The sequence below is a fragment of the Sideroxydans sp. genome (genome assembly GCF_054604835.1).
The window spans coordinates 615,018-630,823 of record NZ_JBTSFG010000001.1 but is presented as its reverse complement, the minus strand read 5'-3'; the positions used below and the strand labels follow the sequence as shown (position 1 = coordinate 630,823).

General features: G+C 60.0%; 15 protein-coding genes. 5 read left to right on the top strand and 10 right to left on the bottom strand.

Going from position 1 to position 15,806, the window contains the following annotated elements:
- Positions 1 to 34: 34 nt before the first annotated feature.
- The 9 genes from truB to ACYCZ5_RS02980 all read right to left on the bottom strand — a co-directional run bounded on the left by truB (position 35) and on the right by ACYCZ5_RS02980 (position 9,125).
- Positions 35 to 976: a tRNA pseudouridine(55) synthase TruB gene (gene truB, locus ACYCZ5_RS03020; RefSeq protein WP_461543282.1), complete on the bottom strand. Its 942-nt coding sequence runs from the start codon at positions 974 to 976 to the stop codon at positions 35 to 37.
- On the bottom strand, positions 960 to 1,316 hold the full coding sequence (gene rbfA, locus ACYCZ5_RS03015) for a 30S ribosome-binding factor RbfA (protein WP_461543281.1): 357 nt from the start codon (positions 1,314 to 1,316) through the stop codon (positions 960 to 962). Before rbfA ends, truB begins: the two co-directional genes overlap by 17 nt.
- The gene (gene infB, locus ACYCZ5_RS03010; protein WP_461543280.1) at positions 1,317 to 3,902 is read right to left on the bottom strand and encodes a translation initiation factor IF-2; all 2,586 of its coding nucleotides are present in this window, start codon (positions 3,900 to 3,902) and stop codon (positions 1,317 to 1,319) included. It abuts the gene before it with no gap.
- A gap of 27 nt (positions 3,903 to 3,929) precedes the next feature.
- Positions 3,930 to 5,405, bottom strand: coding sequence for a transcription termination factor NusA (nusA, locus tag ACYCZ5_RS03005; protein WP_461543279.1), 1,476 nt, complete (start codon positions 5,403 to 5,405; stop codon positions 3,930 to 3,932).
- Positions 5,406 to 5,428: 23 nt separating this feature from the next.
- A complete protein-coding gene (gene rimP, locus ACYCZ5_RS03000) occupies positions 5,429 to 5,854 on the bottom strand; it encodes a ribosome maturation factor RimP (RefSeq protein WP_461543278.1) in 426 nt (141 codons plus the stop codon).
- A gap of 183 nt (positions 5,855 to 6,037) precedes the next feature.
- The gene (mtnA, locus tag ACYCZ5_RS02995; RefSeq protein ID WP_461543277.1) at positions 6,038 to 7,081 is read right to left on the bottom strand and encodes an S-methyl-5-thioribose-1-phosphate isomerase; all 1,044 of its coding nucleotides are present in this window, start codon (positions 7,079 to 7,081) and stop codon (positions 6,038 to 6,040) included.
- Positions 7,081 to 7,608, bottom strand: a complete 528-nt coding sequence (locus ACYCZ5_RS02990) for an adenine phosphoribosyltransferase (RefSeq protein WP_461543276.1) — start codon at positions 7,606 to 7,608, stop codon at positions 7,081 to 7,083. Before ACYCZ5_RS02990 ends, mtnA begins: the two co-directional genes overlap by 1 nt.
- Before the next feature lie 9 nt (positions 7,609 to 7,617).
- Entirely contained in the window at positions 7,618 to 8,256 is a 639-nt protein-coding gene (locus ACYCZ5_RS02985; RefSeq protein WP_461543275.1) for a class II aldolase/adducin family protein, read from the bottom strand.
- Positions 8,253 to 9,125, bottom strand: a complete 873-nt coding sequence (locus tag ACYCZ5_RS02980; RefSeq protein ID WP_461543274.1) for an S-methyl-5'-thioadenosine phosphorylase — start codon at positions 9,123 to 9,125, stop codon at positions 8,253 to 8,255. Before ACYCZ5_RS02980 ends, ACYCZ5_RS02985 begins: the two co-directional genes overlap by 4 nt.
- A gap of 59 nt (positions 9,126 to 9,184) precedes the next feature.
- On the opposite strand from ACYCZ5_RS02980, the gene ACYCZ5_RS02975 reads away from it, so the two are divergent.
- From ACYCZ5_RS02975 to ACYCZ5_RS02955, 5 genes are all read left to right on the top strand, one after another.
- On the top strand, positions 9,185 to 9,715 hold the full coding sequence (locus ACYCZ5_RS02975; RefSeq protein WP_461543273.1) for a hypothetical protein: 531 nt from the start codon (positions 9,185 to 9,187) through the stop codon (positions 9,713 to 9,715).
- 38 nt (positions 9,716 to 9,753) lie between these two features.
- The gene (locus ACYCZ5_RS02970; RefSeq protein WP_461543272.1) at positions 9,754 to 9,948 is read left to right on the top strand and encodes a YgaP family membrane protein; all 195 of its coding nucleotides are present in this window, start codon (positions 9,754 to 9,756) and stop codon (positions 9,946 to 9,948) included.
- Between the two features lie 61 nt (positions 9,949 to 10,009).
- Positions 10,010 to 10,579 (top strand): Tll0287-like domain-containing protein, encoded by a 570-nt coding sequence (locus ACYCZ5_RS02965; protein ID WP_461543271.1) that lies wholly within the window; start codon positions 10,010 to 10,012, stop codon positions 10,577 to 10,579.
- A 22-nt stretch (positions 10,580 to 10,601) separates the two neighbouring features.
- The gene (locus ACYCZ5_RS02960) at positions 10,602 to 12,776 is read left to right on the top strand and encodes a heavy metal translocating P-type ATPase (protein ID WP_461543270.1); all 2,175 of its coding nucleotides are present in this window, start codon (positions 10,602 to 10,604) and stop codon (positions 12,774 to 12,776) included.
- A 65-nt stretch (positions 12,777 to 12,841) separates the two neighbouring features.
- Positions 12,842 to 13,303: an outer membrane lipoprotein gene (locus tag ACYCZ5_RS02955; protein WP_461543269.1), complete on the top strand. Its 462-nt coding sequence runs from the start codon at positions 12,842 to 12,844 to the stop codon at positions 13,301 to 13,303.
- A 64-nt stretch (positions 13,304 to 13,367) separates the two neighbouring features.
- On the opposite strand, the gene ACYCZ5_RS02950 is transcribed toward ACYCZ5_RS02955, so the two are convergent.
- Complete coding sequence (locus ACYCZ5_RS02950; protein WP_461543268.1) at positions 13,368 to 15,791, bottom strand: hypothetical protein; 2,424 nt, start codon at positions 15,789 to 15,791, stop codon at positions 13,368 to 13,370.
- Positions 15,792 to 15,806: the final 15 nt, after the last annotated feature.

The following is a 15,806-nucleotide window of genomic DNA, read 5'->3' as shown; positions in this document are numbered from 1 at the left end:
AGTGCGGCATTCTACACTTGAAAGGCCTAGGCACTCAAGCTGATTTCGGTACTGCTGCCATACGGGCGATGCCGGATAGAAGGCGGCTCGGGGACAGTCGCCCGGTGACCAACTCCCCCAATCCGATGAAGTCCCCCTCGGCATACAAGCGGCGCTTGCCGTCCGGATGATCATCCCGCATCGCCAGGCGCTGCCCTTGCGCCAAGCGACCGGCCTGCACTGCATCCAGCATCAAGGCCGGAAATCCCTGGGTCAGGCTGTCTACAGGCAACAACAAGGCATCGCGTGCCGGCCCGTCCAAGGCCTCGAGTTCCGGCAAGGTATGTGCCGCATCCAGCCCGAACTCGCCGATGCCGGTACGTCGCAAGGCGATCAGATGGCCGCCACAGCCCAGCGCTGCGCCGATATCTTCACCCAAGGTGCGGATATAGGTGCCCTTGCTGCACAACACGTCGATATCCAGCTCGGTGGCCGCCCAACGTTCCAGATTCAGCTCGCGAATGAACACCTGACGCGTCTCGCGCTCGATCACCTCGCCTTTGCGGATATATTCGTACAGCGGCCTTCCCTGATGCTTCAGCGCGCTGTGCATGGGAGGAAGTTGCGATATCTCACCGGTGAAACGAAGCAGCACTTGCCTGATCTGCGCTTCATCCACCGTAACCGGAAGTTCTTCGATGATCTCGCCTTCGGCATCCCCCGTCGTCGTGCGCTGACCGAGTCGGATCGTGGCGCGATAACGCTTGTCTGCATCCAGCAAGGCATGGGTGAATTTGGTCGCTTCGCCGAAACAGATCGGCAACAGGCCTGTGGCCAGCGGATCCAGTGTGCCGGTATGGCCCGCCTTCTCCGCGCCGAACAGCCCGCGCACCTTCTGCATCGCGGTGTTGGAGCTGAGTTCCAGAGGTTTGTCGAACAACAGCACGCCGTCGAGTTGGCGTTTGATGCGGCGGACCTGCTCAGTCTTTCTTGTCACTGGCTACCGCTTGTTCGATCAGTTGGGAAAGGTGTGCGCCGCGCTCGATGGAAGCATCGTAGACGAAATGCAGCTGGGGTGTGATGCGCAACTTCATGGACTTGGCGAGTTGGCTGCGCAGGAAACCGGCGGCTCGCTCCAAACCCGTCTGCAGTTGCTCAGTCCCGCCTTCCAGCGAGGTATAGAACACCTTGGCGTGCGCATGATCGTTGGTGACGCTGACACCGGTCAGCGTCACTTTGCTCACGCGCGGATCCTTCACTTCCAGGCGGATGAACTCCGCCAGTTCGCGCAGGATCTGCTCGGAGATACGGTCGGTGCGAGAGAAGTCCTTCGCCATTTAAAGGGCTCGCGCCACTTCGACGATCTCGAATGCCTCAAGGAAATCGCCCACTTCCAGGTCGTTGAAGCCCTTCAGCGACAGACCGCACTCGAAGTTGGATCGAACTTCCTTCGCATCGTCCTTGAAGCGCTTGAGCGAATCCAGCTCGCCAGTATGGATCACCACGTTGTTGCGCAGCACGCGCACGCTGGAAGTGCGCTTGATCATACCTTCTGTGACATAGCAGCCGGCCACCGTACCCACCTTGGAGATGTGATAGACCTGACGGATCTCGACCATACCGATGATGCTTTCCTTCTTCTCCGGTGCCAGCATGCCGGACAACGCCGCTTTGATCTCGTCCACCATCGCATAGATGATGTTGTAGTAGCGGATGTCCACACCCGCCGACTCTGCCAGCTTGCGTGCCGATGCATCGGCACGCGAGTTAAAGCCGATGACGACAGCCTTGGAAGCCAGTGCCAGGTTGATGTCGGATTCGGTGATGCCACCCACGCCGCTGTGAATGATGCTGACCTTCACCTCGTCGGTGGAGAGCTTCTGCAGGGAACCCGAGATCGCCTCGATGGAACCTTGCACGTCCGCCTTGACGATCAAAGCCAGGGTACGCACTTCGCCCTCGCCCATCTGTTCGAACATGTTCTCCAGCTTGGCTGCTTGCTGCTTGGCCAGCTTCACATCGCGGTACTTGCCTTGACGGAACAGTGCGATCTCGCGCGCTTTCTTTTCGTCGGCCAGCACCAGGAAGTCCGCACCGGCGACCGGCACTTCGGACAAGCCCTGGATCTCGACCGGGATGGACGGACCCGCTTCGGTCACGGCCTTGCCGTTCTCGTCCAGCATGGCACGCACACGGCCGGAGACCGAACCGACCAGCACGGCATCACCGCGCCTCAGCGTACCGGATTGCACCAGCATGGTCGCCACAGCGCCCTTACCCTTGTCCAGACGCGCCTCGACCACCACGCCCTTGGCGCTGGTGTTCTTGGCTGCTTTCAATTCAAGGACTTCAGCCTGCAACAGGATACCTTCCAGCAATTGATCGATGCCCTGACCAGTCTTGGCCGAGACTTCAACGAACATGCAGTCGCCACCCCAATCTTCCGGCACCACACCTTCGGCCACCAGTTCCTGACGCACACGCTCTGCATTCGCATCCGGCTTGTCGATCTTGGTCACAGCGACCACGATAGGCACGCCTGCCGCCTTGGCATGGTGGATCGCTTCCTTGGTCTGCGGCATCACGCCATCGTCGGCTGAACAGACCAGGATCACGATATCGGTCGCCTGCGCACCGCGGGCACGCATCGCCGTAAAGGCTTCGTGACCCGGGGTGTCGAGGAAGGTGATCATGCCGCGCGGTGTATCGACGTGATAAGCACCGATGTGCTGTGTGATACCGCCAGCTTCGCCACTGGCGACGCGGGTACGGCGGATGTAATCGAGCAGCGAAGTCTTACCGTGGTCGACGTGACCCATGACCGTCACGACCGGCGCACGCGGCTCAAGGATCGCATCTTCGTGCGCTACGTCTTCCATCAGGAAGGCATCGGGATCATCCGGCTTGGCCGGCACGGCCTTGTGGCCCATCTCTTCGACCACGATCATCGCGGTCTCCTGATCCAGTACCTGATTGATGGTCACCATGGAGCCCATCTTCATCAGGGCTTTAATGATCTCGGCAGCCTTGATGGACATCTTCTGTGCCAGTTCAGCGACAGAGATGGTTTCCGGGATGGTGACTTCCTGCACGATAGGTTCGGTCGGCAGCGAGAATGCATGCGCGGCTTCAGCCTTGCTGTGTTTGTCGTGACGACCGGCGCGCAACGAACCCGGACGTGCGGTCACGCCGCTGCGGGTATCCGTCGTGCGTGATGCCGGGCGCTTCTTGTGACCGGCTTCATCCCATGGACTGTCTTTGGGGGGCGCCTTCTCGGCTTTTCTGGATGGCCTGGCTACCTTGTCACCCGGACGCAGGGCAGGCTTGTGCAAAGTACCTTCAGGTGCGGCGGCCGGAGCGGCTGCGGCAGGCACGACCGGTGTCTCGGCAACAACAGGCTTTTCTTCAGCCACCGGCTCCGGCTTTGCCTCTGCGACGACGGATTTGCGCTTGCTGCGCGCCTGCTTGGCTTCCACATCGGCTGCCTGACGCGCTGCCAGTTCGGCCAATTGACGGGCTTCTTCCTCGCGTGCCAATTTCTCGGCTTCGTCCAGTACTTGCTTGGGTTTGGCCGCCACTTCAGCTGGAGCCTCTTCGGGCGCAACAGTCGGCTTCACTTCCGCCTGTTCCGTCAGCGGTGCGATGGTGCGCTTCTTGCGCACTTCGACCTGAATGGTGCGCGACTTGCCGGAGCTGTCCGCTTTCTTGATCGCAGTCGTCTCGCGGCGTGTCACCGTGATCTTGCTCTTGCTACCGCCGCCGTGCGCGCTGCGCAGGTGCTCAAGCAACTTCGCTTTATCTTGCTCGGATATCGGATCGGAGTCCTTTTGCTTGGCTACACCGGCCGACTGCAACTGTTCCAGTAGCAGTTCGACCGGGAGACCCAGTTCCCCGGCGAATTGAGCGACATTGATTTTTCCCATTACTTTCCTTCAGCCCAGAGGCTCTACTTATTCGAACCATGGCGCACGCGCCGTCATGATCAACTGGTTGGCGCGCTCACCGTCCATACCGGTCATTTCGACCAGCTCGTCGGTATCGAGGTCGGCCAACGCATCCTGCGTGCCCACCCCTTTGCCGGCCAGCGTACGTGCCGTGTCGGCATCCATACCTTCGATCTTCAGCAGGTCTTCGATGTTGTGCTCGACCTGTTCTTCGTTGGCGATCGCGGCGGTCAACAATGTATTGCGTGCGCGGCTGCGCAGCTCTTCAACGGTTGCTTCGTCGAATGCCTCGATCTCCAGCATCTCTTCCAGTGGCACATAGGCCACTTCTTCCAGCGTATTGAAACCTTCCTGCACCAGGATGTCGGCGACTTCCTCATCCACGTCCAGCTTGGACACGAACAGATCGCGGATCACTGCGAATTCCTGCTCGTTCTTCTCGGCGGACTGCTCGACCGTCATCAGGTTGATCTCCCAGCCAGCCAGCTCCGTCGCCAAGCGCACGTTCTGACCGCCGCGACCGATGGCCTGCGCCAGATTCTCTTCTTCCACCACCACATCCATGCTGTGCTTTTCTTCATCCACCATGATGCTGGTGACTTCAGCCGGGGCCAGCGCATTGATGACGAAAGTGGCAGGATCGTCCGACCACAGGATGATGTCCACGCGCTCGCCCGCCAGTTCGGTGGTCACCGCCTGCACGCGCGAACCGCGCATGCCGACGCAAGTGCCGATGGGGTCCAGACGCTGGTCGTTGGTGCGTACCGCGATCTTGGCGCGGGAACCAGGGTCACGAGAAGCGCTGACGATCTCGAGGATGCCTTCTTCGATCTCGGGCACTTCCAGTTCGAACAGCTTTTTCAGGAACTCGGTGGTGATACGCGACAGGATGATCTGCGGGCCGCGCACGGTACGGTCGACACGCAGCAGATAGGCACGCACACGGTCGCCGACACGCAGATTCTCTTTCGGGATCATCTGGTCGCGCGGCAGCAAAGCCTCGATCTTGCCGAATTCGATGATGGCGTTGCCGCGCTCGATACGCTTGATCGTGCCGGACACCAGATGCTCGTTGCGCTCCATGAAGTCGGCCAGGATCTGCTCGCGCTCCGCGTCGCGGATCTTCTGGAAGATGACCTGCTTGGCAGCCTGCGCGCCGATACGACCAAAGTCGATGCTCTCCAGCGGCTCTTCGATGAACTCGTCCATCTCGATCTCGGGATCGCGCTTTTGCGCTTCTTCAAGCTTGATGTGCAGTTCGGGCGTCTCGAAGGTCTCGTCGTCCATCACCTGCCAGCGACGGAAAGACTCGTACTCGCCGGTCTGGCGGTCGATGCTCACACGCACATCGGCTTCTTCTTCCACGAAACGCTTCTTGGTCGCGGAGGCCAAAGCGGACTCCAGCGCACCGAACACGATCTCCTTGTCCACGTTCTTTTCACGTGCCAAGGCATCCACCAACAATAGAACTTCACGACTCATCGTTATTCTCCGACTGCATCAAATCAAAATACGGGCACCAAACGTGCCTTGTCCACATTAGACAGCTCGATCTCGACCGAACTGCCAGCCATATCCAGCTGCAGCACACCATCCTTGCATTCGCCGATGATGCCCACCAACTGCTTGCTACCGTTCACAGGCAGGCGCAATTTGAATTTTGCCTTCTGCCCTTTGAAGCGAACGAAATCCGCTTCTTTCTTGACTACTCTGTCCAGCCCCGGTGAAGAGATCTCAAGGCGCTCATATTCCACACCTTCCACCGTGAACAGGCGCACCAGCTGGTTGCTCACCCGCTCGCAGTCTTCGACCGAGATACCTTCCGGCTTGTCCATGAACACGCGCATCATGCCGCGCCCGGACAATTCCAGATCGACCAACTCGTAGCCCATACCGGCCAGCGTCGTTTCAACCAGATTCGCAACGTCCATATTCGATCCCACAAATAAAAAACGGGCCTGAAGCCCATCTGAAAACGGCGCGGATTGTACCAAAAGGTTTGCTTATGGGAAACAGGTATTTATGGAATATCCAACAATACAACCCGCCGCTCCCCCCGCGTGCCGCGCAAAGCACCTGCCACCATGGGCTGAACGGGGTTACGGCGTGCCGGATCAGGCCGATCCGAATAGCTTGCGTATGCCTTGCTCATCCGGGTTCAGTACCACGCCCTTCTCAGTGATCAACCCCGTAACCAGCTCCGCCGGCGTCACATCAAAGGCCGGATTGCGTATCTTCACCCCCTCCGCCGCCCAGTGATAATCGCGGAAGCCCTTCACTTCCTCCACCGAACGCTCCTCTATGGGGATGTCCTTGCCAGAGGCGATGTTCAGGTCGATGGTCGACAATGGGCACGCCACATAGAACGGGATGTTGTGCCGCTGTGCCAGCACCGCCACCATATAAGTACCGATCTTGTTCGCCACATCGCCGTTGGCCGCCACGCGGTCCGTGCCCACCACCACCGCGTCGATCTCGCCATGCGCCATCAGATGGCCCGCCATATTGTCGGTGATCAGCGTCACCGGGATGTTCTCCTGCACCATCTCCCAGGCTGTCAGTCGCGCGCCCTGCAGGAATGGCCGCGTCTCGTCGGCGATGACCGAGATCTTCTTGCCCGCCTCCACCGCAGAACGGAATACCCCCAGCGCCGTACCCCACCCCGCCGTCGCCAGCGCGCCCGCATTACAATGTGTCAACACCCTCGCCCCGTCCTTGAGCAAGGCCGCGCCGTGCGCGCCCATCGCCTTGTTGATGCGGATATCCTCGGCCAGCACCTCATGCGCCTCGGCCAGCAAGCGCTCTGCGATCTGTTTAGGGTCTTGTTCCGCCACGCTTTCCCAAACCTTGCGCATACGCTGCAAGGCCCAGAACAGATTCACCGCCGTCGGGCGGCTGGCGGCCAGCACATAGAAGCCGGTTTCCATGCCTGATGTGAATTCTGATGTGGAATTGTCGCGCAAGCGCAACGCCTCCAGTGCCACACCGTACGCCGCTGCCACCCCGATGGCCGGCGCGCCGCGCACCACCATGCTGCGGATGCCCTCCGCTACGGAATGCGCCGTGTAGTAACTCAGATACTCAAACGCAGCCGGCAGGATGCGCTGGTCTATCATCTCCAGCCGGTTGTTGAACCAGCGCAGGGTTTCGATCTTCATCAATCCCCCTCGAACTCGCACAACGCAAACACCTTGTGGCCGCGATTCTCCAGCCGTGCACGACCACCGATGTCCGGCAGGTCGATCATGAAGCTGCATTCGATGACATGCCCACCCATCTTCTCGATCAGGATGACGGCAGCTTCGGCCGTACCGCCAGTGGCGATGAGATCGTCCACCAGCAATACTTTCTCGCCTTTGGCGATGGCGTCGGTGTGGATCTCGATGCGGTCGGTGCCGTATTCGAGTTCGTAGTCGTGACCGATGGTTTCGGCGGGGAGTTTGCCTTTTTTGCGGATGGGCACAAAGCCGACACCTAGTGCGTAGGCCAGCGGTGCACCAAGGATGAAGCCGCGCGATTCGATGCCGGCGATCTTGTCGATCTTCACGTCTTTATACCTGCGCACCAGTTCGTCGATTGTGGCGCGCAGTCCAACGGGGTCTTTGAGCACCGTGGTGATGTCGCGGAACATGATGCCTTGCTTTGGGTAATGCGGGACGGTGCGAACTCGGGACTTGATGGGCATGCGTTTCTCCTAACTGCGTTTCTTGTATTCGACGAATTTGGCTTTGACTTCGTGCATCTGCTGCGCGCTGAGTATGTTCGGCTCGCCCACCGACAACGTGCGCCAGTAGATCTCGCACAGGTATTCGACCTCGTGCGCGACGGACAGTGCATCGTTCAGATCCTTACCCAAGGCGATCATGCCGTGATTGCCGAGCAGGCAGGCTTTGCGGTCGCGCAGGGCTTCCAGCGCAAGGTCGGACAGGTTCTGTTCGCCAAAGATGGTGTAGGGCGTGCAGCGGATGCTGTCGCCGCCGGCGATGGCGATGTGGTAATGCACGGCGGGCACTTCCTTGCCCAGGCAGGCCATGGTGGTGGCGTAGGTGGAATGCATGTGCAGCACCGCGCCGATCTCTGCTCTCGCATTAAGGATGTCGCAGTGGAAGCGCCATTCGCTGGAGGGTTTGCGACCTTGCAGCACCTTGCCTGTTTTATCCAGCAGCACCAGATCGGATTCAGACATCTCGGCCACTGGTAAGGCGGACGGCGTGATGAGGATGTCCTCACCGCAGCGCACCGAGGCGTTGCCCGCCGTGCCACGGTTCAGGCCGAACTCTACCATGCGGCGGGAGGTTTGCAGCAAGGCGCTGCGCAGTTGCTGTTCGTTCATTTCAGCACGCGCCCGGCGATGGCCTGTAGCTTCTTCTTCATCGCTTCATCGCGCGCTTCCGGCGCGGTGATGAGAGCATGCCGCAAGGCGGAACGACAGCCGCACGCGCAGGCCTGTGCATCGGTCGCGATATGCGGCACGGCGTGTTTCACCAGTGTGCGTGCCTTGTCGGCGTTAGCGAGCAGCACCTGGATGATCTGGTCCACGGTCACATCATCATGATTGGGATGCCAGCAGTCGTAGTCGGTGACCATAGCCACCGTGGCGTAACAAAGCTCGGCTTCGCGCGCGAGCTTGGCTTCCGGCATGTTGGTCATGCCGATCACGTCGCAGCCCCAGGTGCGGTACATCTCGGACTCTGCCAAGGTGGAGAACTGCGGGCCTTCCATCACCAGATAGGTGCCACCGCGCATGACGGAGATGCCTGCCTCTATTGCGGCATTCTCGATGTGTTCACCCAGCCGCCCGCACACCGGATGCGCCATGGAGACGTGTGCCACCAGACCGTTGCCGAAGAAGGATTTTTCGCGGGCGAAGGTGCGGTCGATGAATTGATCGACGATGACGAAGGTGCCGGGTGACAGATGTTCGCGCAGTGAGCCGACCGCACTGACCGAGATGACATCGGTCACACCAACGCGTTTCAGTGCATCGATGTTGGCGCGGAAGTTGATGTTGGAGGGCGGTATCTTATGACCACGTCCGTGGCGAGGCAAAAAGGCTAGTTGCACACCGTGCAATTCGCCGAACAGCAACTCGTCCGAGGGTTCACCGAAAGGCGACTCGACCTTTTCCCAGCGTTTGTTCTCCAGCCCTTCGATGTCGTAAACGCCGCTGCCGCCGATGATGCCTATGCTTGCCTGCCCCATGATTCCCCCAAGTCCGTAATGGGCATGGATTGAAACAGGAAACAGACATGCACTCAAGTGTGACGTTTCTCACAGACACTGCTGCAGTCGCTGCCTATGATGCGCCGCATTCCACACAGGGCCTCAAGATGAAAACAAACAAGTTCGCAATATTCGCCGTTGTCCTCTGGGTCGTCAGTGCACTCGTGTTCGGCTGGTTCTTCGTAGAAGGCAACACCACCGCAATAGAAGGCCAGCGCGATGCCATCGTGCTGCAGCCTGCGGAACGCGAACTGGTACTGCTGGAGATGCGCGGCCTGCTGATCTCAACTCAGGGCATCCTGGCCGGACTGGATAAGAAAGATATGGCACAGGTCGCCCAGGCGGCGCGTGCATCCGGTATGGCTTCTGCAGCCGATGTGAACCCCGCGCTGATGTCGAAACTGCCCATGTCGTTCAAGGATCTGGGCATGAGCGTGCATCACGCCATGGACGAGATTGCCCAGGATGCGGAGGCCGGAAAGCCATCCGCCGACATCCTGAACAAGTTGAGCAACACCCTTACCAGCTGTGTGGCCTGCCATGCAGCATGGCAATTGAAGTCGGAGTAGTATTCAACAACCGTAACCCTTAATTAAAGGAGTCGAAGATGAAATGCAATTCAGGTGGTATTGATCGCGGACTGCGTATAGTGGCCGGACTGGCTTTGATCGGTCTGACTTTGACCGAGATGATCGGTGTATGGGGCTGGATCGGCGTGGTGCCTTTGCTGACCGGCATCTTCGGTTTCTGCCCGGCCTATGCGATCTTCGGTATGAGCACCTGCTCGACTGAAAAGAAGTAATCGATTTTTCCCCAGACTTGCCCGGCTCAGGCCGGGCATTTTTTATACGGAAGGAATACCCATGAAGAAATCCATGCTTTTGACCACCCTGCTCGTCCTGTCCGCCCCCGCGATGGCAGACAATTTGGATAAATACCGTGAAGAGAGCCGCGCCGTGATCGGCCCGTTCATGCAAGAACTGATGGCCGCGAACAAGAAGGCCGTGACGGAAGGTGGTCCGGAGTCTGCCATCACCGTGTGCAAGGACATCGCTCCCGCGATGGCTGGCGATATCTCGCGCAAACAAGGTATCAAGCTGACGCGCGTGTCTGACAAAGTGCGCAACCCCATGCTGGGCACACCCGATGCATGGGAACAGAAGGCACTGAAAAAGATGGCGAAGCAACTGGCCAAAGGCGCGAAGCCCGAGACGCTGGAAGTGGCCGAGATCGTGAAGGAGCCGAACGGCAAATACCTGCGTTACATGAAAGGTATCGTGCTGCAACCCGGCTGTGTCGCCTGTCACGGCGGCAGCGGCGACATCTCTCCCGCAGTACAGGCGCGTCTCGCCGAAGATTATCCGCATGACCAGGCCACCGGCTACAAGCCCGGCCAGTTGCGCGGCGGTGTGAGCATCAAACGCCCGTTGTAAATCGTGGTAGATTCGGCGTGCCATGACTGAAAAGACAGAACACGCCGAATTGCAGATCGCCGGGATGCGTTGCGCATCCTGCTCTGCCCGTCTGGAAAAATCCCTGAATGAACTCCCCGATGTCACCGCTGTGGTGAACATCGCCACCGAAAAAGCCAGCCTCACCTTCGATCCCACCAAGACCGATCTGGAAGCAATCCTGGAGACCGTACGCCACACCGGCTTCGATGCGCATCCCGCGCGCGATTTCGCCGCCGAGAAAGCGGATCGCATGGCGATGTTGCAGCATGAGCGCAGGGTGTTCTTCGTATCGCTGTTACTGACCTTGCCACTGGTCGGCGAGATGGTGCTCATGTTCGCCGGTGTTCATCTGATGATGCCGCTGTGGGCGCAATGGCTGCTCGCCACACCGGTGCAGTTCTGGGCCGGGGCGCGCTTTTACACCGGCGCCTGGGCGGCATTGCGCAGCGGCGGCAGCAACATGGATGTATTGGTCGCGCTGGGCACCAGCGCAGCCTATTTCATGAGCGTTGCGGTATGGCTGCTCGGACTGGATCAGCCGGTGTATTTCGAAGCCAGTGCCACGCTGATCACACTGGTGCTGATGGGTAAGCTGCTGGAAGCGGGTGCCAAAGGCAAGGCTTCCGCCGCGCTGGAAGCCCTGATCAACCTGCAACCAAAGATTGCGCACACCGAACGCAACGGGCAGTTGCTGGATGTCTCGGCTGGTTCATTGCGCCCCGAGGACATCTATATCGTGCGTCCCGGCGAGAGCGTGCCGGTGGACGGCATCGTGCTGGAAGGCGAATCAAGTATCGACGAAGCCATGCTCACCGGTGAAAGCCTGCCGCAATTAAAGCAGGCAGGCACCAAGGTCTATGCCGCCACGCTCAACCAGCAAGGTGTACTGCGCTGCCGCGCGTTGGCGGTCGGCTCGCAGACCCAGCTCGCCGCCATCATCCGCTTGGTGGAACAGGCACAAGGTTCCAAAGCCGCGATCCAGCGTCTGGCCGACAAGATATCCGCCGTGTTCGTCCCCACCGTGCTGGGCATCGCCGCACTGACCTTCACTGGCTGGTGGTTGTACGGCGGCGAATTCAGCCTGGCCTTGATCAATGCCGTGTCAGTGCTGGTGATCGCCTGCCCTTGTGCACTGGGTCTGGCGACGCCGACGGCGGTGGTAGTCGCCACTGGTCGCGCGGCGCATGCAGGCATACTGGCCAAGGATGCCGCCGCACTGGAACGCGCGCACCAGCTCAACATATTAGTATTGGACAAGACCGGCACACTGACCGAAGGCAAACCGGCGGTGACCGATGTCGCCCCCGTCGCCGGCATCTCAAAAGAAACACTGCTGCACACTGCCACCGCACTGGCCCAGCACTCCACTCATCCGCTCGCGCGCGCCCTGCTCCTGCATGCAGGCGAGCAAGCCATCATCGAAGTCGGCGACTTGCACGAACATACCGGCCAGGGGCTGACGGCCACTGTCGATGGCGCGACCTGCCTGCTGGGCTCGCCCGCCTTTGCGAAGGCTCAGAATATCGTGCTGGATGATGCCGCCCTGACTGCCATGCAAACCGATGGCCGCTCGGTGATCGTGCTGGCACGCGACAACGCCGTGCTCGGCTACATCGCGCTGGCCGACCGTCTGCGTGCAAGCAGCCGCGAGGCGGTCGTCAAACTGCGCGGCATGGGTATACGCGTGGTGATGCTGAGCGGCGACAACGACGCCACCGCGCGCGCCATCGCGCAGCAGGCCGGTGTCGATGAATATCTGGCAGAAGTGTTGCCGCAGGACAAAGCGCGTCACGTGACTTCGTTCAAGACCGGCGGCAAAGTGGTCGGCATGGTGGGCGACGGTATCAACGACGCGCCGGCACTGGCGGCGGCCGATGTGAGCTTTGCCATGAAGAGCGGCAGCGACATCGCGCTGGAAGCCGCCGATATCACCCTCATGCGCAACGACCTGATGTCGGTGGCCGATGCCATCTCGCTGTCGCGCGCCACCCTGCGCAAGATCCGGCAGAACCTGTTCTTCGCCTTTGCCTACAACGTTCTTGGCATCCCGCTGGCAATGCTGGGTATGCTGAACCCAGTGGTGGCAGGCGCGGCAATGGCGATGAGCTCGGTGTCGGTGGTCAGCAATGCGCTGCTGCTGAAACGCTGGAAGCCGGATAGCGAAAAAAACAATTGAACTGTGGACGGACTGCGAGCTCAAAGCGCTTACCACCCACTTCGATCCGATCAAGGAGCATCCTCATGAATATTCCCTCAACCATTCTGCTGGTCGCCGGCACCTTGTTGCTTGGCGCGTGCGCCAGCAGCAAATCGGGCGATGTCTATACGCGCGACCAGGTCCGCCAAGCCCAGACCTTCCGCGTGGGCACCATCGAACAACTTAACGAGGTGCGCATCGAAGGCACTGCCACACAGATCGGCACGGCAGCCGGCACCGTGGTCGGCGGCATCGCCGGGAGTACGGCAGGTGACGGCAAAGGCAGCGATGTGATGCGCGTGCTGGGCGCTGTGGTTGGCGGCGTGGTCGGTGCGGCGGCTGAAGAGGGTTACACCCGCGAAGACGGCATCGAGTTTTCCATCCTGCTCGAAGACGGCAGCCACATCTCCGTGGTCCAGGAAAGATCGGTCAACGACGAGACTTTCAATGTCGGCGACAAAGTGCGTGTGATCGAAAGCGGCGGCGTGGTGCGCATCTCGCACTGATCTTGCATAGCCAAAACAGAACGGCGGCCTGGGCCGCCGTTCTGTTTCCTCCCCAAGCAACTTGTTATTCTGCCGCAGCCGCCTGCAATGCAGGCATACTCAACTCCGTCGCGAGTTGGAAGCTGGCCAGATCCATCCGGGGTTCCGCCACCATAGGCGCTGCCGCCCTAGTCGCAATCTGGCCTGATGCATAAGCGACCGGGTTCGGCGCACTCATCCACAATCCGGCACTCAGCACCAATGTCGCCACCAATGCGCCCTGCGACAAGCGGGCGATCCAGTTGGTGCGGCGTACCCGTGCCAACAGATGCTCCGTCTCAAGTGCAGCAGTCAGTTGCTGCATTTCGTCGCGCAAGCCTGCATTCTTGCGTGCATCGTGTTCGGCATAGGCCTCCGCTATCGTCTTCAACTCTGCCTGCAGACGTGCATTCTCCTCCGCCACGACGCGTGCCAGATGTTCGGCTTCGGCACGTTGCGCACTTGATTCGGCAAGCTGCCGCTCATGTTCGATACGCGCCACCGCTTCGATATTAGCCAAACGCTCGGCCTCCTCGCACGCAGCGCGCATGCTTTCGACCAGAGCACGGTTCTCTTCATTCTTCAGTTCGATCACCTGCAAGGCTGCTTCTTCCTGCGCGATCAGCTCCACCAGATGTTCGGCTTCCTGTGATGCCTTGATGCGCTGACGAGCGACCACAACGGCTCTGGCATCCGCCTCCAACGCGGCCTGTTCGGCTTGTGCGGCTTGATTGAGTGCGTCGATCTTCATCTTGTTCATGTTCATGGCACGCAAAGCCACAGCCTCTTGGTTGCGCGCAGCTTCCAACAGCAATCTATCCTGCTCCAATTGGGCAGCCGCGACTTCTTCTGCGCGTACCTCTTGTGCAAGACGTTCGTTGTCCACTTCAATGGCGCGCATCTCTGCATCCATACGTGCCGTGATGGCATCGATGGCTTGCTGTTCGGCGATCACACGACGCAACGCGACCTGCTCCGCTTGTTCTTCCAGTTCGGCTCGCTGCTTGGCCTGACGCTCTGCTTCTGCCTCTGCTTCCGAACGCTGACGCGCGGCGGCTTCAGCCTGCTGCTCTGCGTCGATGCGCTGCTGGATGGCGACCAGTTCAGCCATTTCTGCGGCCAGGCGCTGCTCTTCAGCCTCGCATTCGGCTATTGATAGTTGAACCCGAGTCTCTGCCGCTGCCAGTTGCTGATTGATAGCGTCCAGACGCTGCTGGAACATCAGCACTTCCTGCTTGTCGTTGGCGGCCTGTTCTTGCTCTGCCAGATAGAGTTGCTGCTCGGATGCGGCTTTCTGTATGGCAAGTTCCTGGGCACGCTCGGCCATCTCGCGATGTTTGTGAGCATTGGCGATGGCCTGCTGTTCCGCTGCCAACTGCAGCTCCAGCGCGCGCGAGGTATACATCTCCGCTTCGGCACGTTGCTGTGCTTCCTGCACCAGTTGATGCGCTGTCTGCGCGCGCGATTCGGCGGCGCGTTTGGCTTGTTGTTCGGCCACCAGCAGGTCGCGTGCATCGGCTTCCGCCTTGCGCAGCAACAGATTGGCGGCTTCGCGCTCGGCTGCGGCCTGACGCTCGGTCTCGGCGCGTTCGGTCAACGAACGCAGCGCTTCGTGCTCGGCTGCCAGTTTCTGTTCGGCAGCGGCACGGGCAAGTTGTTCTTTCTCCAGTGCCTGACGTGCAATCTCAGCGGCACGGCATTCCGCGGCATTGCGAGCAACAGCCTCTTCCTGCGCTTGTTGCTCGATACGACTGCGCAGCTCGATGCTCTCTGTGAGGGCGCGTTCCTCATCGGCACGCGCAGCAGCGGCACGCTCGGCTTCCAGCTCAGCCGCGATACGCGCCTGGATTTCGGCCAAAGCCAGCGATTCGCTGCGTTCGCGCGCGATCAGAGATTCCTGAGCAGAGCGCTCGGCTGCCAGTTTTGCATTCACCAGCGCAACCACTTCACGCTCCTGCTTGAGCTTATCTGCCGCAACCTTGCTCAATTCTGCTTCGCTGGCCTCGCGTTCCTGCGCCTTCAGTGCAGCTTCATGTTCAGCCTCGGCACGGCGTCGCTGCTCATCATGCATGCGCTGCTCGGCAAGCAGGCGCTTTTCCAATTCCTTTTGCGCTTCCAGTTCGGCTTGCTGGCGGATACGCACGGATTCTGCCAAACGCGCTTCGGCGGCCACTTTCTCCTGAGAAGCGAGGGTCAGTGCACGTTCCTGCTCAAGTCTGAGTCGGACTTCTTCCACCAACTGTGACTCGGCACGGTTGCGCATCTCGATCTGCTCGGCGATCTCGCTCTCGCGCTGGGCTTTGCCCTGCGCGATGGCACGAGCGTGAGCTTCGGCACGGGAACGCGCCTGGGCGGCGAGTTGCGCATCGATCTCGGCCTCTATGCGACCGCGCGATTCGAAAATAGCTTCAGATTCAGCCGCTTCATCTTCGCGGGAAGAAACCAGACGGATCTTGTTGAGTGCTGACATGTTTAACCTCGCTTA